A 21,509-nucleotide genomic window follows, 5' to 3' on the forward strand; every position below is an offset into this window, starting at 1 on the left:
CGGCTAAAAAAGCCGTTGCCTTCTTTTTTGGCGACGTTCCCTACGGTGGAACATGTTAGCGACGAGAAAGGACATTGCAGACTCTCAATTCGGACTAGTTGCTGACTTAGACTTTTCGCGAGACGAAGGACAGGGTGCAGGCGAAGGCAAGGGTCGGTCTCTTTCCATGGCATAAGTGCCAGGATAGGATGTAACCTATGTCCTCGATTCTTACCAAGTAGTTGAGTTCGCTGGGATAGCTGGAGCGAAGCTAGATCGAAAAACACCCGCTTTTGTCGAAGCTCGGCGTTGATGGGCCCTGTGAAGCCTATTTGCCGAAAGTGATGAAAAACACCTCGGCATTGTGCATTTGCTCTTGGTTTAGAATCCAAGCGACTTCAGCCATGTCGGAAAAATCAAAGCCTCCGACAGATATATTGTGGTTGAGGTAGCGGCCTTCCTGGCCGTTGTACCGGTTCGCGATGGCGATGGCTGTTTCCCAGAGTGAAATCAGTTTAGGGTCTGAAATGGAATCTTTCCAGTCGATTGAGTCGGCGGTGTTGAATCCGGGTGTGCCGTTGCCGACTGCGTTGCCGTCGGGAATTTTGTGGTAGTCGGTGTTTCCTTGGACGAACTTAAGCTTTTCAGGGGTGGCGCTGCTTTCGTTCCAGTTGCTGTGCTGGACGACGTGAATGCGTGAACTTGTATCCAGATCTGGATGTACGGATTGGATCTCCTGGACTAAGGCGGCAGTGAAATCCGATTGACCGCATTCGGCGACCCATACGTCTCCGCCTGTTTCGAGCGTTTCTGACACGAGCTCGGCTACTTCCGAGAGGGCTTGATTAAAATTGGTGTGGGCATCCGACCACCGCTCGCCAAAGGCAGCTTCGAAAAGCTCGTTCGCCGGAACGTAGAGGCCTTCCTGAATTCCGTAGGCGCCGGCTACCGCGTGATGGTTTATTTGAGAAAACGGTTCGCTGGACATGATGGTGGCGAAGGCTGCGACCGAGTGAATGTCGTCCACATCGGTTTTGCTGTCGAAGTGGGAGAGCAGCAGGTCAGCCTCCGCGTCGAATCGCGGGTTCGTAGGTTGGGAAAAGCCAGACGGGGTTGTTAGCAGTAGGGCAAACAGGATAAGTAGGTAGGGATTTTGGAGTAGTAAACGCATGACGTTTGATGTGGTGGAATGTCGGTTGTGGCAAGTCGGTACTTAGACTGTACTCCTAAACGGGCTCAAGGCAGGTGGACGCCGTAACAAGCAAGGGGAAGTAAAGGTGACAACTACCCGATGTCGTCTTTTGCTGCTCTCGTTATATTCGGGCCAGTGGCAGACTTAGATTTTACGCGAGACGAAGGATAGTGTGCAGGCGATAGGGTCGGTCTCTTTTCATGGCGTAAATGCCCCTTAGAATACTTGTAACCTCTGCCTTCGGTTTGTACTAAGCTGCCCTGCCTTTCGTCCTTTACTTGACTGAGGGCTCTTGTTATCGACTGGACGGGTGGAACAGGCGGCGAATTTTTATAAAGAGTATAGGCTGGTCGTAGAGAAAGTGTCGGGTACTATTTCGACCCGAGCCCTCGAGGCAAAACTATGGAAACTCTTTTCCCATCCGGACTACAGTTCTTGCGAGCGTGTTTTGTGTGATATGCGAGAGGCGGATTCTGATATAGACAGCACGCGATTCAAAGCTTTCGCAAAGAGGATCGAAGAGTCGGAAGAAATGAGCAAAACTCGCTGGGCTGTCGTTACCAAAGATCCTATGCTGACTGCCTTCTCGCTTATATTAAAAGGGTATGTCGAACGCGGCGGTACATTTCGTGTTTTTAGCACGCTTGAGGCGGCGGTGGCGTATCTAGGGATCGAAACCGACTCGATCGAGAAACTGCTTCCGGACGTGTCTCAAACGCGTTAGTCTCGATCGCCGGGGAACGTGGAGTCCATCCGCTTGCAGTAGGCGTGCAGGAACCAGCAATGTTCCTCGCACGCATCGTACCGAGCGGTTTACCGCGACACAACTACGCGGTGGAACAAGGATAACACAGGGCCTTCTCGAATGACTTCTTCGCTCCTGCGTCCTTGCATGCCAAGCTGCGGTAGTGGCGGATGTCGCTGCGCTCGGTACCCGCGATTGATGATGTGGTACATCGCTCCTGGGTACTCGAATCTTGGGGGCGGGGCAGGTCGCGGCACCACGGTGGAGTGCCGCCAGATGTCAGTAAGCACGGACTGGCCCCGTTTTACCCCCCTCTTTTATAACGGAAAACGCACTATATAATCTTAATCTAGAAATGGACGGATTCGCCGTCCTGGGGGATTTTGATTTGAGAACCGAAGCCTGAGGCGTCGGCAAAGTCACGCAGCTCGCTGCGTGACAGCAGGCAATGGTTGACGGCTTCCATGTGGCTGGCGACGAGGGTCGCTCTTGGTGCCGCTTTGTGAACTGTCTGAATATCATTTTTGTTCATGATGATCGATCCTAGGTCTGGTATTTGGGCATCGCCAGCCGCGAGCACGACCACGTCTGGATCGAATCGTTTTAGGTTGTCGGCAACGTATTCGTTCCAAATGGTGTCGCCCGTGAGGTAGAGCGTTTTCTCGCTCGAATGTGTGAATACGACGCCGCAGACCTTGCCTAGCAGGTTTCCAATATGTTGATACGCAATGTCGCTTCCGTGCTGCCCGGGCGTTTTGTGAAGCTCTATTTCTCCGATGCTTGTTTTATCGTCGAGCGCTTTGACGTTGGTAAAACCGTCGGATTGGATGCTGTTCGCGTCCTCTTCGTTCTGGGCGTATATGGGAAGGTCCTTAGCTAGGCGACGTTTGGCGGCCTCGTCCCAGTGGTCGGGGTGGAGGTGGGTCACGATGACAGCCTCCACGTCATTCAAATCCTCGATGGTCACGGGAAGTTCAACCAACGGATTGGAAAGGTGGTTGTTGGCCGTTCCCTCGAAGCCCGGATAGGCGCCTTTTTCAGCGAATAAGGGATCGATCAAGAAGCGTTTGCCTGCGTATTCGACAAGCAACGTCGCGTTTCGGATTTGTTGTATTTTCATAATGGATCGGGTTGTTGGATTTAGGGGACCGAAAGGTCCAGAAAAGGCGAAAAAAAGCACTGCTTAACGGGCGGGTGCATCCTGGTCGAGGATGGAGAGGAGCGTATCGAGAAACGAATCGAGTCGATTCTTGCTGACGCCGGCGCGGGTCATGACCTGCAGGCCCGGAAAGGAGAGGACGAGAAGCTTCGCGAGATCTCGTGCCGTGCGCCGACTGCTGATGGATCCATCGGTTTGGGCTCGGTCGATGGCGCCAGTTAACAGGTCCTCGATAGCTTGAAAGTCTTGCGTCACGCGGTCGCGGACTTCCGGATCGCGCGGAGCCATTTCCACAGCTTGGTTGATGCTCATGCAGCCGCGGTGGAAATCAGGGGAAGCAGCATCCATGACGATCTTTCGAAAGAAACGTTCGATACCCTCGCGTGCCGTTCCGCTCGAAAGCATCTCGATCATATCGCTGCCGCGCTCTTTTCGGTAGGCGTCGAAAGCTGACAGAAAGAGTTCACGCTTGCATCCGAAGACGTTGTAGAGGCTGCTTTTGCTCAGCCCCGTTGCCTGTAGGAGATCGGCCAGAGAGGTTGCTTCGTAGCCCTTGTTCCAGAAGGCTCCGAGGGCGTGATGCAGAGCCTCGTCGGTGTTGAATTCCTGTTTTCTTGCCATGAAATCGTCTCGTTCCCGCTTGGTGGGAGTAGCGTAAAAGCGGGATAAGAGAGGAACGCAAGGAAAACAGACCGTTAGGTCCAGAAAACGACAGAGAGAAATAAGCACAATCTGACCTCTTTTTCCCACCCGGCGCTCGGTACCCTCCGTTCATGATAGGGTAGAGGGCCAGTGCGGCAAGTCGTTCTCTCTCGGTCATAGGGTCGGTCTCTTTCCATAGCCTAAATGCCATGTTGGAGTGTAGCCCATGTCCTTAGAATACTTGTAACCTATGTCCTCGGATCAAACCAGTCCCCGTAGGGCGGCTTGGTAACAGACTAGCCCTACCGTGAGTGTTGGTTTGTGTTTGGTCTTAGTTATTCTGTTTATCCGTTTTGCCGCCTTTATTCGGTACTTTGCGGTGGCAGCTCGAAGTGGCCGGCGACGACTCCGGGAACGGTGATGTCTTCGTCTAGGTTTTCCCAGCGGAGGGCGTAGCCGTTAACTTGGATTTCGACTGCTTTGAGCGCTTCTTCTGACGCGGATTTTAGACGTCGGAAGCGGTCGGCTGGAAATCCGAATATGCGGCCATCTGTGAGTTCAAGGAAGACTGTACGGGCCTCCGTCCAGGCTCGGATGGCTGTGGGCTCTAACTCAATTTTGTTGGTCGCGGTGCTCATGGTACTTTTCAGTTAGTAGTATTTGGTGTTCGAAGACAAGCCGCTCGATCTCGTTGAGTTTGTTGGCGGGGATACCACGATTGCTGGCAAGGCCGATGGGTGAGAGCCAAAATTTGCATTCGCCGTCGCTACTGCGGATATGAATGTGAGGTGGTTCGTCGCCTTCGTTCGAGTAGAAGTGGAAGCGATAGGGGCCGATGCGGATGACGGTGGGCATTTTGAGGGGGAGGGAAGAGTTGGGAGTTGGAAAGAATCGCGTGACAAGCACGCTCCCACAATAAAAAAGCCCCGCTTCGTTGGAAGCGGGGCTTGGGAATGGGTCAGTTGGTGGCCGCTGGGACAGCGGCCGCTACCTTATTGGCACGACTCGCAGATTTCAGGTTCGGCGGGGCCGGCTTTGCCGCCGACGATGCCGCGGACTTCCTTTTTGGCTCCGACGGTGGCTTTCTCGATGGTCGAGGCGCCGAGGCTGCGGAGGTAATAAGTTGTCTTGAGGCCGTGGCGCCAGGCGGCGCGGTACATGTGGGACAGGGTCTTCATGTCGGGGCTGGCGATGAAGAGGTTCACGCTTTGGCTTTGGTCGATCCACTTTTGACGGCGGGCTGCGGCCAGCACTAACCAGCTGTAGTCGATGGCGAAGGCGGTCTTGTACTTGGCTTTGAGGTCGTCGGGGATGGCTTCGATCTCGTCGACCTCGCCGTCGAAGTACTTGAGGTCGTCGAGCATCTGGCGATTCCAGAGGCCGCGTTCCTTAAGGTCGCGGACGAGGTGCTGGTTGAGGATGATGAACTCGCCGGAGAGGTTGCTCTTGACGAAGAGGTTCTTGTAGCCGGGCTCGATACAGGGGCTGGTGCCGGTGATGTTCGAGATGGTGGCGGTGGGAGCGATGGCCATGACGTTGGAGTTGCGCATGCCGTGCTTGGCGACCTTTTCGCGAACAGGGGTCCAGTCCATCTTGCCGCCGCGGGGGACTTCGACTTCGGTGCCGCGTTCTTCTTCGAGCAGGTCGAGGGTGTCTTGCGGGAGGAGGCCGCGATCCCACTTGGAGCCTTTGTAGCTCTGGTAGGTGCCGCGTTCGGCTGCGAGGTCGCTAGAGGCTTCGATGGCGTAGTAGGCCACGGCTTCCATGATCTCGTCGTTGAACTCGACGGCTTCTTGGGAGGCGAAGGGGGTGTCGCGTTGGTAGAGGCAGTTCTGCAGTCCCATGATGCCGAGGCCGATGGGGCGGTGGCGGGAGTTGGAGATGCGGGCTGCTTCGGTGGGGTAGAAGTTGATGTCGATGACGTTGTCGAGAGCGCGGATGGCGGTCTGGACGGTCTCGCGAAGCTTCTTGTGGTCGATCTTGCCGTCCTTGTCTAGGTGCTGGTCGAGCACGATGGATCCGAGGTTGCAGACTGCGGTTTCTTCCTGGGAGGTGTTGAGGGTGATCTCGGTGCAGAGGTTCGAGGAGTGGATGACTCCGCAATGGTCTTGCGGGGAGCGCACGTTGCAGGGGTCCTTGAAGGTGATCCAGGGGTGGCCGGTTTCGAAGATCATAGAGAGCATGCGCTTCCAGACTTCGATGGCGGGGACTTCCTTGGTCCAGATCTCGCCCTTGGCAGCTTTGGCTTCGTACTCGAGATACTTCTTTTCGAAGGCGGTGCCGTAGAGGTCGTGCAGCTCGGGGGCTTCGGAGGAGCGGAAGAAGGACCAGGACTGGCGGGACTCCATGCGCTTCATGAAGAGGTCGGGGATCCAGTTGGCTGTGTTCATGTCGTGGCAACGGCGGCGGTCGTCACCGGTGTTCTTGCGCAGCTCAAGGAAGTCGTAGAGGTCGTTGTGCCAAGTTTCGAGATACGCGCAGCCGGAGCCGCGGCGCTTGCCGCCTTGGTTGACGGCGATGAGCTGGTCGTTGTGTAGCTTGAGGAAGGGGATGATGCCTTGGGACTCGCCGTTGGTGCCGCCGATGTAGGAGCCGGTGCCGCGCACGGCGGTCCAGGAGCCGCCGAGGCCGCCTGCCCACTTGGAGAGGTAGGCGTTGTCGGCGATGCCGCGCTGCATGATGCCTTCGATGGAGTCTTCGACGTAGTAGAGGTAGCAGCTGGAGAGCTGGCTATGGCAGGTGCCGGAGTTGAAGAGGGTGGGAGTGGAGCTGCAGAAGCGGCGGCTCTTGTAGAGACGGTAGAGGGCCTTGGCCTTGTCGTCCGCGTTTTCCTCGGCGTGGAAGAGGCCCATGGCGACGCGCATCCAGAAGAACTGCGGGGTCTCGATGCGGCGCTGCTGCTTCTGGGTCTTGTCTACGATGAGGTAGCGATCGTAGAGGGTCTGGATGCCGAGGTAGTCGAACTCGAGGTCGGCGGAGGGGTCGAGGGTGCGGGCGAGCTTGGCGATGTCGTACTCTTTGAGCTTGGGGTTGAGTCGACCGATGAGGATGCCGTGGCGGACGTATTCCTTAAACTTCTTTTGGTGGAAGGCTTTGATCTTCTCGATGCCGTCGCGGACGATGTCCCATCCGAGGGTCTCCTCGTACATGTAGGAGAGCTTGATGCGAGCGGCGAACTTGGCGAAGTCGGCGTCTTGCTCGATGAGGGTACGGGCGTTGAGCGTGATGGTCTTCTCGAGGTCGGCTTCGGAGATCTCGTCGAAGACGGCACGGCGGAGCTCTGACTCGATTTCTTCGGGCTCGAGGCAGAGGTCGAGGCCGATGGATGCGAACTCGATGCGCTTTTTGAGGTCGATGCCGTCCCAGAAATAGGTGGAGCCGTCGGCTTTCTTGACCACGACCATGGAGTCTTGCTCGGTGGCGTTGGCGAGCTGGAGGGCTTCTTGCTCGCGCATTTGGCGGCGCTCTTCGCGGTAGAGCACGTAGTGGGCGGCTACCTTGAAGTGGCCTTGGCGCATGAGCTCTTCCTGGACGACGTCCTGAACTTCTTCGATCTCGACGAAGGCGTGGGCGGAGGCTTGCACGCGCTCGGTGACGGCCTCGGCGACGAGTACGGCGGGGTCGGAGTTGAGCTCGAGGGAGAGGAAGGCGCGGCGAACGGCGATTTCGATCTTCTCTTGCTTCCAGGGGACGACTTTGCGGTCGCGGCGGATGAGGCGCACGTGTTTGAGTCCTACGGTTTTGTCGGCGACGAGTTTGCGCTGACGGTTGATGAGCATCGATTTGGCGACGTCGTAGGCGTTGTTGTCTACGAGCGTGTTCTCGATGAGGTCGTAAAGTTCGCTCAGACCGACGCGAGACTCGAGTGTTTCAGGGGACTTTGATTCGAGCTTGTCGCAGACTTGGCGGGCGACGGAGCAGACCCAATCGCGGTTTTCGTCGTTGAAGACGTTGGTCTCGTTCTTGGAGAGAAGGACGTTGGCAAGGGCGTTGCCAATGGTGTCGGCGATCTCGGAGAGGTCGAAGGTGGCTTCGCCTTCGTGGGTGACGACGTTGATGGCGGCGCGTTGGGTGTCTTGGTCGGCGAGGCCGGCGCGCCAGTCGAAGCCGTGTGATTTCTCACGGGAGGCGGTTACGAGGCGTTTGAGTGCTAGGTCTTCTTGGAGATTTGGATTTATCATGTTGTGGCAGCGCGAGTGGTGAATGAACGAAGAGTTAATTGCCCACGAAGGGCACGAAAGGGTTGAAAGAAGAGGGGTGGGGTGTGGCTATGTGTTTTTGCCCACGAATTTCACGAATTGGCTCGAATGAGCTGAGTCGAAAAAGTGGGAAAAGGGCCCTGATCGGGCCCTTGGATTATGGAAAGGGTGGACCGAGTGTGCCGGTCCCTCCTGTTGATTTCTACAGATCGTCGTCGGAGTCGTTTTCGAGGGAGGAGGCCTTTTGGTACTCGGTGACGCGGCCCTCGAAGAAGTTTTGCTCCTTCTTGATGTCCATCATCTCGGCCAGCCAGGGGAGCGGGTTGGTGATACCGGGATTGAGAGGCTTGAGGCCGCAGCCTTCGAGGCGACGGTCGGCGATGAAATCGATGTATTGGAGGAAGTCTTTTTTGACCAAGCCGATGGAGTCGACGGGGAGGCAGTCTTCGATGAAGTTCTTCTCGAGGGTGACGCCTTCCGACATGGTCTGGCGGAGGTCTTCGCGGAAGTCTTCGGTCCAGATGTCGGAGTTTTCCTCGACGAGGTCCATGAAGAGGTTGCGGAGGAGCTCGATGTGGTTGGACTCGTCGCGCAGGGTGTAGCGGAACATCTCGCCGATGCCGCGGAACTTGTTCTGGCGGTAGAGGGAGAGGATCATGCCGAACATGCCGTAGAACTGGGTGCCTTCCATGCACTGGCCGAAGAGGAAGACGTTTTTGGCGAACTTCTGCTTGTTTTCGGTGACGGTGAGGTCGATGTCGCGGCGCAGGGCGTGGGAGTGGCGAGTGACGAACTCGTTCTTGGCGACGATGGTCTCGATGTCTTCGAACATGGCCTCGCACTCGTGCGGGTTGATGCCGAGGGAAGAGATCATGTAGAGAAGGGAGTCGGCGTGCACATTTTCCTCGTGGGCGTGGCGGCCGAGCACGAGCTTGAGCTCGGGAGCGGTGACGAGGTGGCGGATGACGTGCAAGATGTTGTCACCTACGATGCCTTCGGCGGCGGAGAAGTAACCGACGCCCATCATGATGATCCAGCGCTCGACCTCAGAAACTTGCCCGTCGTCCTTCCACTGTTCGATATCCTTGTTCATGATGATATCTTCCGGTTCCCAGTGGTTTGCCTTCATGGTCTTGTACAACTCGTAGGCCCAATTGTATTTGAGCGGGAGCAGGTTGAAGGTCATGGTCTCGCGGCCATTGATGATCTTCTTGGCCTTGAAGGCTTCTTCCGCCTTGGTCTGGTCGAGGACGAAGGAGCGGTTGCCGACGGTGTAGGTTTTTTGCATGGTTTGAATCGAGCTGTGTAGAGACAGTTTTGGCTATGTTTAGATGAGTTTTGGGAGTCTTCGAAATGGGGAGGGTGGGAAAGAGAACATAGCCCCGACGCTCTGACGAGCGGGAGTTATTCTGAGTTATCCACTTCGTATTAACCACAATATACTGTGGTCCCTCATGAAAGAACCACAAGATATTGGGAGCTTTTCGTCATCGTCAACGTGTGAATAATTTTTTTTTGGACTTGATTTACGGTCTGGAATCGTCGCGTCGGGGTCAATTTGCGAATAAGAATTTAAAGATCAGTAACTTAGGTCCGGCGCCGTTTTGTAACCCGCAGTTTACTGGTTTTTTAAGGGTGTTTTTTACAAGCTTCACCCCACGGATTTAGGGATTTATGATGCTTTGAATCAACCCGAAGGGGCTCGGCGGGATGCGGACGATTCTGAAGGGCCGATTTTCACCTCTGCCGTGGATTTGGGCGGTTGGGATCGGGTTGGAGCGGACGGGGTGGAACCCGTTCCTCCGGGGATGCTACCGTCTTGCGGGGCGGTGGTCGCGGCTGGGGGTGGTGGGATCAGCTTCGATCCTCTCCTTGGTGTTGGAGTTGAAGAGGCTGAGCTTGGGGTCGCCGAAGGTGCCACCGACGGAAATTTCGAAGATGTTGGAAAAGAGGTCTAGGGGAAGGTTTAGGAGGGGAGTGATGACGGGGACCTTGTTGTTGCGAAGGGGGAAGAGGCGGGCGGTGAAGTCGAGGACGTCTGTCTCTATATTATAGGTGCCCTTGGTTTTGATGCTGGCGCCGGGGCCGTCGATCTCGCCGTCGGTGAATCTTACGATGTCGCGTTCGACTTGGTAGGGAGATTTCGCTCGGGAGAACTCAAGTGTGGTGAGGTGCTTGAGGATGGGAAGGTTGAGGGCGTTTATGGCACTGGAGAGAAGACCGAAGAGGCGGAAGGAACCGAAGTCGGCTTCCGCGATGGAAAAGTCTCCCCCGCCCAAGAAGGAAACGGGATCGCCGAGAAGGCCTTCGCCGACGAATTGGGCGTCGATTTGGCCGCCAAAGCTGAGCAGTCGCTCTGGGTCCATGCCTTCCGCGGTCTCGCTGCCGTCTTGAGCAAAATAGGTATTGGTGGCGTTGAGGGCTTGGCCAAACCCGACTTGATCGAGCTGGGCTTCGACTTCGAGCCCGTCGCCGATGATGAAGGCCGTAGCGTTGACTTTTCCGCCGCCTAGGTAGGCTTCGGCCCGGGGGATGTCGATGACGTCGTCGTCGATGTGTACGAAGGCGTCGAGGGAGTCGAAGGGGAATCCGTAGAAAGTGAAGCCGGTTTCGGTTTCGAGCTGGAGGTCGATGTCATTGAGGTATTTGTCCTGGTGGCGGACGGAGGAGGAGCGGGCCGAGATGAAGGGCGGCAGTTCGTAACAGTAGGGTTCCAGAATCTTGGCCGACTCCTCGGCGATTTCCCAAAGGATGTTCGGAGCGTTTTTCACATCGAGAGTGGAGAGCGCTTCTATCCAAATACCGGTGAGCTTGTCCTTTTCGTCTCGGATGTCGCGGTCCATGTGGAACTGGATTTCTCCGATCGCCAGCTGTCCGTCAGCTGCGTCTAGCTCGAGTTCATAGAGGTCGACATAGTGGAAGAGTGAGAAAATGCGTGTCCTCAATTCCTCGACTGGTATGCCACGCAAGTCGAGGTCGCGTACGTGGGCGATGCCGGTGACGAAGACGGTGTCCGGGCGCTTGAAGATGGCTTGGGAGTCGAGGTAGGTGAGCATGCCTTCTTCGGGAAAGGTCATGCCATCCCACATGGCGGTCCACCAGGGCTTGAACCATCCATTGATCATGGTGGGGTCGAATGATCCTTCGACGAGGATGCGGCGCAGAAGGGTATCGAGGTTGTATCCAATCTTTATGACGCCTTGTTGTTCTCCCGAGCGAAGGCGGATGCTGTGGATGTCAATTTGTGGACCTTCGACCGTGGCGTGGGCGGAGGCGTAGTCGATGCTTGCTCCGAGGACGGAAGTGGGGCCGGCGAACGCATGGGCTTCGACATGGCTTGGCTTGTAGGCTTCGTCGAGCTCAGCGACGGCGTGCAGGTCGATCGCTCTCTCGAGGTTAGCGAGTTCGGTAACGTCCTGCTGGGCGAGCTCTTGCGCGATGGGGTTGAGCATGGCGAGGGTCGCGGAATCGAGTTGGGCGGTGAGGTCGACCGAGCTGGTTTTCGTAGCGATGTCGTAGGCGACTTGGGCGACGATGGGGCGATCCGGGAAAGAGAATTGAAGGTTAGCTCTATGGGTTTCGGTTCCCGGTTCGACCTCGGCGTACAGGGAAGGGAGGGTGATGCCGCGGTGAGTTAACTTTGTGGCGGAAAAGTGGATACTGCTCGGTTGGAGCTGTTTGGGCGGCGTGTTCGTAGGCCAGTTTGCGTGGAGGTGTACGTTTTGAGCTTTGGAGTTTCGAGGGAGCTCGGCCCGATGGGCGTAGACTTTTGCGGAGAGTTGGGAGTCGACGGTATATTGGGCGCGGACCACGATATTGTGGATGTTTATGTCGGGAGAGACTCTCAGTTGTTTGGTTCCGATGTGGATCTCAGCGGATTGCTGTTTGTCTAGGACGCTGAGCTCGATTGTGCAGAAAGGGGAGTCGAGTCGTTTGAGCTCTTTTTGAACCTGAGCCACCTTAGGAGCTATCTTTAGGATAGCTTGGCTTATGGCAGGTTTTGGGGCGTCCGGCTTGGTTTTTGGGAGCTGGATAAGGGAGTCGTCTAATTGTCCGGAGAGGGCGAGCTTGAGGTCGCCGATAACGCAGTTAGCGTAGTCGATGTTCCAGCGTTGGCCCCGGCGAGTGGCTTCGAAGTTTATGGAACGGATGGCGGTGGTCGGCTCGCCCGATGGTGTGAGCATGGCCGGGATGACGAAACGTCCGGACGAGAGTCGCAGTTCGTCCACGGAAATGCTTCCGAAGGCGAGGTGGCTGAGCTTGATTTTGGCGACGGCTGAGCTCGCGGCAACGACGGTTGAGCCCAGCTCAGGGGAGTAGAGTTCGGGCTTTTCGAAAATGATGCGTCCGTTTGGTTGGAATCGGACTCCCTCCATTCGCAGATCGACCCCTTTTTTGCGGATCTGGCTTTGTAATTCGCGTATTATGAAATTGGGTACGGGAATGTCGTCAAGGGTGGCGACATAGGCGGCGAAGACAGTGGCGGTGACGAGCAAGAGCACGAGAACCGAGTAGCACCACTGGAAGAGAGCCTTGCACGATTGGCAGGCACTTCTCCAAGCGAAGCGGAACGGGCCTTTGCGCGGTTTGCTCATGTAGCCCTATTGAATGGTTTCGTCTGGCTGAGGAGGATTGGCCGCTTCAAATTGGTTTTCGCCAGAGTTAGGGCGAGTCGATTCTTCCTCCGGTAAGGGGGTGCTGCTGAAAGGTTCTTCTGGGGCTTCTCGGGCGACGCGGTCGAAAACGATTTCGGTGAAGCTGTCTATGAAATCGATTCCGAAGCGGAAACCTTGGTTTGTTTGGGAAATTCCTCCCCATAGAAGAGGACCGCCGGTGATTTCGGAAACGAAGATTTCAATCTGTTGGGTGATGGCGTTTTGGGTGTCGGCGGATCCGACAGTAGCGATGAGCTTGTAAGCCCAAGGTTTGTCGCGTCCTGCGATGTCTACGGTGCGGGTGAAGCCTTCTGGGTTGAAGCTTTGTACCGCGAGGTTGGATACGACTTTCGCGAGCTGGGCCGCGGGGGATTTGTTCTCGGCGGCGAGAGAGATCGTTTCCTCGGCAATGATGCTTCTATCGGAAAGGCGTTCGATGGAGATCTTTCGTATGCTGGAGGTTCTGGGGAGAGAGATTATATTGCGATTTTTGTAGCGCAGCGGTTCGTTGTCGATCTGGGAAAAGATGTCGTTGTAGCTCGAATACACGAAGTCTCGGTTTGCGATCTTGATGAAGCTCTCGTTTCGGTCGCTCGGTTTCCGGTCTCCGATGAGGAGGGTCTCGGTGCGCAGCTCGGGGAGGGCTAGTTCCTCTCCGTGGATACGATTGGATGTGATCGTGATCGAGTACTCAGGGACTTCGAGTCCATAGGATTCGAGGTCAGGGGCGGAAGGGGCGTCGTTAACGAATCCGTCGTCGGGCACCGCTTTGAGTTCGTCGAGCCACTTGAGGATTTCGGAAATTGCTTCGGGATCGCCATCCATTGTTTGGATACCTTGGCTTTGGTCGCGAACCACGAGCTCCCAGTTACCGTCCTCAAGCTTTTGCAGGGTGAGTGGCTGCTCGTCGCGTCGTTCGATGGTTACGGTGGTGGCGGCAGTCACGTCGACTTCGAAAATACGCCGCTCGCGAAGCATGGTCTGTGACTTGGCGAGGAGGTCGAGAAACTCGATATGCAGCTGAAACACGGTGGGGCGACTTTCGCGTTTGGCGTATCGGAATTCGGAGTCAGCGGAAATCTTCTCACCGATTTCGAGGACCTCGCGATCTTGGTCGGATTCGATCGCGATGCGGTATAGAGGGTTTTGCAGGCCGTAGGGTGATAGGTCAGTGGGGTTGGATGCGATAATGGAGTCGGCCTCAAGGCTGAGGCATCGGTTGAGAAGGACGTTGACTGCTTCGGAGTCCGCTCGCGCCCGTATGGGAGTTTCGAATACCCAGTTATCGCCGTTGCGCGCAAACCATGCTCTTAGGTTTCGTCCGTCTTCGCGTACTTGGATGTTCCAAGAGGTTGCCTCGAATACGGCGATATCGAAGAGGCGGGAGGAACGAAGGCTATCGAGGTTGACGGAGATTGCGTCTAGCAAGCTGCGGTTGACCACGTGCACGTAACTTTGGTCGGTCGAAAGGATGTAGAGGTTGTTTCCGATTTCAGTGGGTTTGCCAACGTGGAGGGTGGAGCGTTTTTCTCCGCGTCCGATCCTGATGGCGAACTGGGAGGGTTTTAGTCCGTAGTCAGGAAGGGATACGCCGGAATTGGATACGATGTTTGTTTCGAAGCTGGAGATGCGCTCGAGGAAGCGTAGCTCAGTGAGGATACGTTGAACCGCGAATTCGTTAGCAGGCCAGAGGTAAGGCTCTTGAATCATCCAGCGATTGTTCGTTTGAGTAAGAGTGATATCCTGGCCGGTAACGTTGTTTTGGATACTCAGGTAATCGATGCCGACGGCGAGGTCGCCGAGTACGCTTGAGCGTATGGTAGGGTAGTCGCCAATCTCTGTGCGATTATCGATGTAGAAAATGTAGGTTAGCAAGCCGAGTAGAACGGCGAGCAATGTAAGCGTGATTTTTAGGCGCATGCTAAAGTGGGTTCTGGGTACCGGTCTCCGGGTGCCGGAAAAGTCGTTGAGCTAGTTTCTGCGTGAGATGTAGACGAGCAGGCCGAGCAGGCCGAGTACGGCTGGAGGAGCGAACCAGATGAGGTAGCGGGCGAGGTGGAGCTGCTCGATGCTGAGGTCCAGCTTCACTTTTTTGATCGGGCGTGGCGGTATGTTAAGTCGCGAGTAGCGGTCGACAGAATAGTTGATAGCATTGAGGATCAGGTAAAGATTGCCTGAGGCTTGTATCCGTTGGTTGGATATGAAGTTGGATGTGCCGATGACCGTTAGCTTACCTCCCGGAAGGGAAATGCCCAAAGTAGAGTCGACTTGGCGCTCGGAGATGGTGCCGACTCGGATGGGGCCTGGGATGTCTAGGTTGGGCGTATAGGTGGGGCGGGTCTCTTTTCGATATTGTCGATCTGCCCAACTTTGGTCGGAGGTGAAGAGCAGTTCGGTGACGACGAGTGAGTCATCTATTGGCCGGCCAGGATCTTCGCGAACAGAGGAGGCTCGGTCGGTGATGATCGAGATTCCCTGCTGGAAGAGGGAAAGGGTTAGGGGGTGCTCGGAGAAGCGACGGATCATCAGGTCGCCCCCGTTGATGACGAAGTTGGGGTCGCGTTCGATGACGAGAGTGTCTTCGGCGAGTATGCCCCATTCGTAGAAGAGGTCGTCCAATCCGTGTTCGCGTCGAGGCTCCAGGAGGACGATCACGCGCCCTGCTCGCTTATTGAGATACGTCTCTAGAAGGAGCCGTTCCTGGGGGAGAAGGCGGGTCTTCGGAGCGGCGATGACGATGAGGGAGGCGTCCTCGGGGATTTGCTCGGCGGTGCTGAGGTCGATGGAGCGTGTGGTGAAGCTGCGTGATTTGAGCTCGTTAAAGAGGGCGGATGCTCCAGTGGATGCCGTTACGTCGCTTGCCGAAAACTCGCCGTGACCAGTGGTGAAGTAGAGGACGGGTTCAGACGTTTCGACGATTTCAAGTATCGATCGAGTGAATACGTTTTCCCCGAGGAACTCGCGGAGCTCGGAATCTTGGATCTTATAGAGTTCGTCGATGCGGACTTGGCGTTGGCGGGTGCCGGATTTGAATACGATGACGTTGGGGGATTCGATGCCGAGGGAGCGGGCTCTGCTAGTTTGGGAATAGACGTTTAGGTATTCGACGGTGACGCGGTTTTTGCCCTGGTCGCGGGTGGCGTACTCATACTCTCGAAGGAGGAGCTTGACGTCTTTCAATATGTCCGTGAGGCCAGGTTCGTCGGTGTTTTCCGAGATTGTTACGATGGCTTCGATAGGCTGTTGGAGCTGGGCGAGGTAGGCTTTGGTCTCGGGCGAGAGGGAGTAGATATTTCCCTCGGTCATGTCATAGCGCTGGTAGGTGCGCATACCGATATAGTTGACCGCGATGAGTATCAGGAAAACGAGTACGATTTGCAGGAGCGCTTGGAAGCGATCTGTAAAGCGGTTGGTCTGGTAGGATTCGGGCACTGGTTTTTTTGGTTCCAGGTCTTGAGTTCCGGAAAAAAGGGATGGCTGAGCGACTCGTTTTAGGTGGTGCCGTCGCGGTACTCGATGGCGAGCACGCTCAGGAACAGGAAGGTAAAGGCGGTGCTCAAGTAGAGCACGATCGCCCGCGTGTCTATGATACCGGAGGAAAAGTCACCCATGTGCTGAAGGGCGTCCGTGTGGTCTGAAAATTGCCGTATCCAAAGGCTTTGCTCGCCGGTGAGCACGGAAAGATCTTCGACGTTGCTGCCGATGACGATAAAGCCGAACACGAGAGAGAAACCGAGGATGCCGGCAACGAGTTGGCTCTTGGTCAGCGAGCTGGCGAAGATGCCGAGCGAAAGAAATAGGGTGCCGCTAAGGAAAATGTAGCCGTACCCGCCAATGAGGGGGTAGGGATCTATGATGGTATCGCTCTGGGCGTAAGTGAAGAAGATGATGTGGAAGGAGGCAGTGATGAGCCAGAGGGAACAGTAGTAGAGGTAGCTGGCTCCGAACTTGGCGAGCACGATTTCCGCGATAGTGACTGGGGTCGTGAGCAGCGTCTCGATGGTGCCCGCCCGACGTTCTTCGGCGACGGACCGCATGGTGAGCAAGGGCACCATGAAGAAGACGGGGATGAAGAACATGCGGAAGAAAAGCACGCTAGGGGTCTCGTCTTGGGGGTCGGAGGTGTAGACGCGCAGCATCCACTGGAATAGGAAGCCCATGACGAGAAGGAAGAGGAAGCCGGCGATGTAAGTGCTCGGGCTAATGAGCAGCCGCCAGATCTCGTTGCGCAATAATGTCAAAAAGTGCCGCATTATTTTGGGTCCGGTTTTTGGGCTTCGGGCTGCGGAGTAGGGGCGGTCTCGCTTGGAGTGGGCTCCGGCTTGGTCTGAAGGGGCTGTTGCGGACCGGGTGGAACCGGTCCCTCTAGAAGGTGTTGGTCGACTTCTTCCCAAGAGCGGCGGGTGGCGGCTAGGAAGACGTCCTCGAGGGGGGCCATCTTACGGCGAAGGGAGCGGGTGCGTAGGTGGGGATGGACGCTGAGTGTCTTGAAGAGTTTCTCGCCGTAGTCGCATTTGTCTTTGATCCGAATTTCGGCGGTGGCAAAGCCGTCGGCGTCGTGGTCGGAGATGCGTTCGATGAGAAGCTCGGGAGCGATGGTGGCGAGCGCGGCTTCCAGTTCTTTGTTGGTGCCGTGGATTTCCACCTCGTAGGTCGTGTGGTCGATGAAGGTATCGCGGAGTTCGGCTGGCGAGCCTTGGCCTACGATCTTGCCGTGGTTGATGATGATGATCTGGTCGCAGGTCATCTCGATCTCGGGCAGGATGTGAGAAGATATGATGACGGTCATTCGTCCGCGGAGGGAGGCGATGAGGTCACGGATGAGGATGACTTGGTGGGGATCGAGTCCGATAGTCGGCTCGTCCATGATGATGACCTCGGGATTTGCCAGGATGGCGTCGGCGATGCCCACGCGTTGGCGAAAGCCTTTGGAGAGCTTTCCGATGATACGGTCCTGAGCGCGGAGGAGGTCGCAGCTTTCGAGCGCTTGGTTGATGGCGCGGCGTCGTTTGGAGAAGGGGATCTCCTTCATCTTTGCCCGGTACTTGAGGTACTCTCGTACGCGCAGGTCGAGGGGTAGCGGGTTGTTTTCCGGCATGTAGCCGATGCGCCGTTTGATGTAGTGAGGATCGGCTGCGACGGGCACGCCGCAGATCTTTGCTATTCCTGAGGTGGCGCGGTTGTAGCCGGTGAGAATGCGCATGGTGGTCGACTTGCCGGCGCCGTTGGGGCCGAGGAAGCCGACGATTTGCCCTTTTTCAACTTTGAAGCTGATGCCGTTGACGGCGTCGATCTTGCCAAAGCGCTTGTGGAGCTGCTCGACTTCGATGGTGTGCTTTGGGGTGGTCAATTCGATGGGCTGGTTCGTGGTGATACGAAGGGGACATTGAAAGACGGGGTTTTCTCCAGTCGCAATATCAATGATGCGCTTTTTACGTTCTTAAGGCTTCAGGACGAAGGAGTTGGATTGGTGAATGCCGTGACGGGCTTAACGAAAAAGGAGAGGACGCGGCTCCATTGCTTGAGTGGCTTGCTTTAAGATTTGAATAAGTGGGTGGGAGGGCGTTTGTTTTTGGCTTATGGAAAGCCCCATCGTCATGTCTGTTATCGGTCCGGATCGTCCGGGCTTGGTGGAACTTATCGCATCGACCGTGAAAGCGGCAGGCGGGAATTGGCTCGAGAGTCGCATGTGCAATCTGGGCGGGCAATTTGCGGGCATCTTGCGGGTGCGTGCGGCTGAGGGGCGGCGCGATGAGCTGCTGGCAGCGGTAGCGGCCTTGGAGGCGAAGGGTCTGAGCGTGGTGGTGAAGGACGCGAATGGGGAGGCGAGCGGCGATTGCCACGAGGTCGCGATCATCGAAATAGTGGGCAACGACCGTCCAGGGATCGTCAGCCAGATTTCGAATGCGTTCGCGAAGCGTTCGGTGAATGTGGAGGAACTCACGACGGAGTGTCGCAGCGCTCCGATGTCTGGAGAGCCGCTTTTCGAGGCGCGGGCTCGGGTTTGCCTCCCAGCGGATTGCGATGTGGCAGACTTGCGGAGCGATTTAGAGCTTATAGCGGCGGACCTGATGGTCGATGTAAGCTTCGGTTCTGATTAATCTTTAAAGAATAAGAAATGATGAGGGGATTGGGAATTCGTAGTGTTTTCAGAGGCGTCGTAGCAGTGGCGGCCCTATTGGCAGTAAGCTTTGTCCGGGCGGAGGAAAAGCCCGCTTGGGACATCACGGTGAGTGAGAACGAGCTCGCGACTTTCGAGGCGGTGCAGCTCCACCCTAAGGAAAAGGGGTGGTTGCTAACGTGTCGCATGCGCGTGAAGTCGCTCAATTTCATCGAGCCGATTTCGGAAATAGATTTTGTGGGCCTAAACGTCGAGGAGGAAGAGGTTTGGGAAAAAAGCCATACGGTGCGCCGGAAGGATTTCGATGCGGCTTATGGGGGCGGCCGCAACCAGTTCCTGCGCGTCTTTTTGAATGGTGTACCTGCCGAGGTCGTGACCGTGGAATTGCGTTACGGGCTTGAAGAGCATTCAGAGTAGCCGAGTATTTTTGAGGTTTATTGGTATAAACTTGTAGGACTTAGCTATTTACCGGTGTTTGCACCTTTGTAGCCTTGTGTTCCGCAAGGCTGCTCTCGTTTATTGAGAGCGTCGTCCCGTTTTTTTCCTCCCGACTGCCCCCTTGTTTTAATCGATGGATCTCCACGCCATAGACTTGTCTTTGATTGTCCTGTATTTGGTTTTGGTTTTGGCGTTTGGAGTGGTGATGCGGCGCAGGGCAGGGGCGAGCTTGGAATCGTATTTTCTGGGTAGCCGCAAGGTGCCTTGGTACCTGCTCGGCGTTTCCAATGCGTCCTCAATGTTCGATATCGCTGGCACGATGTGGCTGGTTTCGGTGGTGTTTATCTACGGGGCAAAAGGGGCGTGGTTGCCGTGGCTTTGGCCGACCTACAACCAAGTTTTCTTGATGGTCTACCTCTCCCAGTGGGTGAGGCGGTCCGGCGCTTTGACCGGCGCGGATTGGATGACGACGCGTTTCAAAAATCCCGTGGGGCTGGAGATGGCTCGCATGGTTCTAGTGGTTTTCGCCCTGCTGAGCGTGGTGAGTTTCTCGGCCTACGCGTTCAAGGGACTAGCTGGGTTTGCTTCGATTTTCTTGCCCGATACCTTCGAGCCGACGACGTACGCTTTTTTCTTGATCGCGGTATCGCTACTGTACGCGACCTTGGGAGGGATCCGAAGCGTGATCTTCACGGACATCGTCCAGTTTTCGCTGCTGGTCGCGATATCGGTGGTGATTGGCTACTACGCGATGACCTTCACCTCAGCGGAGTCGATAGCGGCGGTCACACCGGAGGGATGGAAGAGTGTATGGTTTGGGCGAGAGCTGGATCTGGACTGGAGCGGATTGCTGCCGCAGCTCAACGACATCATCCAGCTGCAGGGCTACGAGCTGTTTTTTCCCTTCTTCATGATGATGATGCTCAAGGGTGTGCTCGTGAGCGTGGCCGGGCCGGCCCCGAATTTCGATATGCAGCGTTTGTTGGCGACGCGTAATCCGCGGGAAGCGGCATTGATGAGTAGCGTCGTTTCCTTGGCCCTGTTTCCGCGCTGGATCTTGGTGACTGGGATCGTGGTGCTAGGACTGGTCTATTACTCGACGGACTTGCGGTTGCAGGATCCCGCATTCGACTATGAGTTGGTATTGCCGCATGTGATCAGCGAATTCGTACCGATCGGTTTGAAGGGACTTATCATCGTGGGCTTTTTGGCCGCCTTCATGTCGACCTTCGATTCTACTATCAACGCGGGTGCGGCCTACCTCGTGAATGACGTCTACAAGCACTATTTCCGCCCGAACGAGTCTCAAGGGAGCTACGTGAAGCTTTGCTACCTCGCTTCCTTCCTGGTGGTCGCTCTAGGAGTGGGGATCAGCATTTTCATGGACAGCATCAACGATATCATGGGTTGGATCGTGGGCGGTCTTTGGGGCGGGTATGCGGCCCCGAACATCCTGAAGTGGCACTGGTGGCGTTTCAATGGAGTGGGCTATTTTTGCGGAATGCTCGGGGGCATCCTCAGCTCCGTCGTCTTTCCGGAGCTCTTTCCGCAGTTTTCGTTTATCCAACTCTTTCCGGTCATCTTCGTCGTCTCGCTCGTATCGGCAGTCGTAGGAAGCTTGAGTTCGCGTCCGGAGGACATGGATACGCTTTGCTCCTTCTATCGGAAGGTGCACCCATGGGGAGTCTGGGGGCCGGTCATCGAAGTGGTTCGCAAGGACAAGCCGAGTATCGAAGCAAACAAGGATTGGCCGCGACACATCTTCAACATCGTGGTGGGCATTGTTTGGCATTTCATGCTCGTGATCATCCCGCTCTTCCTCGTGATTCGCGAATACAAGCCCATGTGGATTTGCACGGGGATCTTCTTCGTGACGAGTTATGTGCTCAAGCGAACTTGGCTGGATCCGCTGAATCGCGAGAAAGAGCCAAGCTGAGGGAGCTTTTAGGCCTTAGAGCCCCTCGCTAGGGCCGGAAGCAACCTGTCCCGAGAAGGGTGAAGGGGCGTGTGGAAGTCTGGGGTTTCGCTCACCGCCCCATGTGCCCTGTGACGCATCCCGTCCGAGTGGCAGGTTCGGAGTGGTACACCGTTTATGCGGTAGTCCGCCTAGTAGCTCGCTAGCTACGGGAGACGGGTTTCCCCAAAAGTAGTAGTTTGTTCAAATTCCTCCGCAAAGCTGAGTATCACCACGAGCCGGGCAGTTTTTTTACAGGGGTGGATGACCTGCGGCCAAGCGAACGCATTTTGCGTGAGCTTGGCCGTTTCGTTGCTCATTTTTCTTGGGATCAAGTCGGTGAAGGGCGGCAGCGGCCTCCAAATTTATCGTTCAAGAGAATTAGGATAGGTAATATGCCATATCGCTCGCGCTAAGATCTTTAA

The 21,509-nt window shown here is 56.0% G+C and carries 16 protein-coding genes; 4 read left to right on the top strand and 12 right to left on the bottom strand.

The features are described 5' to 3' along the window. Positions 1-307 precede the first annotated feature (307 nt). Positions 308-1,150: a hypothetical protein gene (locus tag QEH53_RS09630; protein ID WP_309022968.1), complete on the bottom strand. Its 843-nt coding sequence runs from the start codon at positions 1,148-1,150 to the stop codon at positions 308-310. Between the two features lie 553 nt (positions 1,151-1,703). Between QEH53_RS09630 and QEH53_RS09635 the strand changes: the two genes are divergently transcribed. Next, the gene (locus tag QEH53_RS09635; RefSeq protein WP_309022969.1) at positions 1,704-1,895 is read left to right on the top strand and encodes a hypothetical protein; all 192 of its coding nucleotides are present in this window, start codon (positions 1,704-1,706) and stop codon (positions 1,893-1,895) included. Positions 1,896-2,265: 370 nt separating this feature from the next. Here the strand turns inward: QEH53_RS09635 and QEH53_RS09640 are convergent, their stop codons facing one another. The 11 genes from QEH53_RS09640 to QEH53_RS09690 all read right to left on the bottom strand — a co-directional run bounded on the left by QEH53_RS09640 (position 2,266) and on the right by QEH53_RS09690 (position 17,921). Further along, positions 2,266-3,036: an MBL fold metallo-hydrolase gene (locus QEH53_RS09640; RefSeq protein WP_309022970.1), complete on the bottom strand. Its 771-nt coding sequence runs from the start codon at positions 3,034-3,036 to the stop codon at positions 2,266-2,268. A 63-nt stretch (positions 3,037-3,099) separates the two neighbouring features. Beyond that, the gene (locus QEH53_RS09645; RefSeq protein WP_309022971.1) at positions 3,100-3,696 is read right to left on the bottom strand and encodes a TetR/AcrR family transcriptional regulator; all 597 of its coding nucleotides are present in this window, start codon (positions 3,694-3,696) and stop codon (positions 3,100-3,102) included. Between the two features lie 383 nt (positions 3,697-4,079). After that, positions 4,080-4,355 carry a DUF2442 domain-containing protein gene (locus QEH53_RS09650; protein WP_309022972.1) on the bottom strand — a complete coding sequence of 92 codons (276 nt, stop codon included), beginning with the start codon at positions 4,353-4,355 and terminating at the stop codon, positions 4,080-4,082. After that, positions 4,330-4,572, bottom strand: a complete 243-nt coding sequence (locus tag QEH53_RS09655) for a DUF4160 domain-containing protein (RefSeq protein WP_309022973.1) — start codon at positions 4,570-4,572, stop codon at positions 4,330-4,332. The genes QEH53_RS09650 and QEH53_RS09655 overlap by 26 nt, the downstream gene beginning before the upstream one ends. 137 nt (positions 4,573-4,709) lie before the next feature. Continuing rightward, positions 4,710-7,898, bottom strand: a complete 3,189-nt coding sequence (locus tag QEH53_RS09660) for a ribonucleoside-diphosphate reductase subunit alpha (protein ID WP_309022974.1) — start codon at positions 7,896-7,898, stop codon at positions 4,710-4,712. Positions 7,899-8,118: 220 nt separating this feature from the next. Then, a complete protein-coding gene (locus tag QEH53_RS09665; protein WP_309022975.1) occupies positions 8,119-9,204 on the bottom strand; it encodes a ribonucleotide-diphosphate reductase subunit beta in 1,086 nt (361 codons plus the stop codon). A 523-nt stretch (positions 9,205-9,727) separates the two neighbouring features. Next, the gene (locus QEH53_RS09670) at positions 9,728-12,511 is read right to left on the bottom strand and encodes an AsmA-like C-terminal region-containing protein (RefSeq protein WP_309022976.1); all 2,784 of its coding nucleotides are present in this window, start codon (positions 12,509-12,511) and stop codon (positions 9,728-9,730) included. Between the two features lie 6 nt (positions 12,512-12,517). Next, the gene (locus QEH53_RS09675) at positions 12,518-14,491 is read right to left on the bottom strand and encodes a DUF4340 domain-containing protein (RefSeq protein ID WP_309022977.1); all 1,974 of its coding nucleotides are present in this window, start codon (positions 14,489-14,491) and stop codon (positions 12,518-12,520) included. Positions 14,492-14,542: 51 nt separating this feature from the next. Beyond that, positions 14,543-16,003: a GldG family protein gene (locus QEH53_RS09680; protein ID WP_309022978.1), complete on the bottom strand. Its 1,461-nt coding sequence runs from the start codon at positions 16,001-16,003 to the stop codon at positions 14,543-14,545. A 59-nt stretch (positions 16,004-16,062) separates the two neighbouring features. Then, positions 16,063-16,824, bottom strand: a complete 762-nt coding sequence (locus tag QEH53_RS09685; protein WP_309022979.1) for an ABC transporter permease subunit — start codon at positions 16,822-16,824, stop codon at positions 16,063-16,065. Then, positions 16,824-17,921: an ABC transporter ATP-binding protein gene (locus tag QEH53_RS09690; RefSeq protein ID WP_309022980.1), complete on the bottom strand. Its 1,098-nt coding sequence runs from the start codon at positions 17,919-17,921 to the stop codon at positions 16,824-16,826. Before QEH53_RS09690 ends, QEH53_RS09685 begins: the two co-directional genes overlap by 1 nt. A gap of 229 nt (positions 17,922-18,150) precedes the next feature. On the opposite strand from QEH53_RS09690, the gene QEH53_RS09695 reads away from it, so the two are divergent. From QEH53_RS09695 to QEH53_RS09705, 3 genes are all read left to right on the top strand, one after another. Next, complete coding sequence (locus tag QEH53_RS09695; RefSeq protein ID WP_309022981.1) at positions 18,151-18,672, top strand: ACT domain-containing protein; 522 nt, start codon at positions 18,151-18,153, stop codon at positions 18,670-18,672. A gap of 17 nt (positions 18,673-18,689) precedes the next feature. Then, positions 18,690-19,109, top strand: a complete 420-nt coding sequence (locus QEH53_RS09700; protein WP_309022982.1) for a hypothetical protein — start codon at positions 18,690-18,692, stop codon at positions 19,107-19,109. A gap of 154 nt (positions 19,110-19,263) precedes the next feature. Then, complete coding sequence (locus QEH53_RS09705; RefSeq protein WP_309022983.1) at positions 19,264-21,066, top strand: sodium:solute symporter family protein; 1,803 nt, start codon at positions 19,264-19,266, stop codon at positions 21,064-21,066. Positions 21,067-21,509 lie beyond the last annotated feature (443 nt).

Origin of the sequence: Pelagicoccus sp. SDUM812002 (assembly GCF_031127835.1) — a bacterium.
GTDB lineage: Bacteria > Verrucomicrobiota > Verrucomicrobiia > Opitutales > Opitutaceae > Pelagicoccus.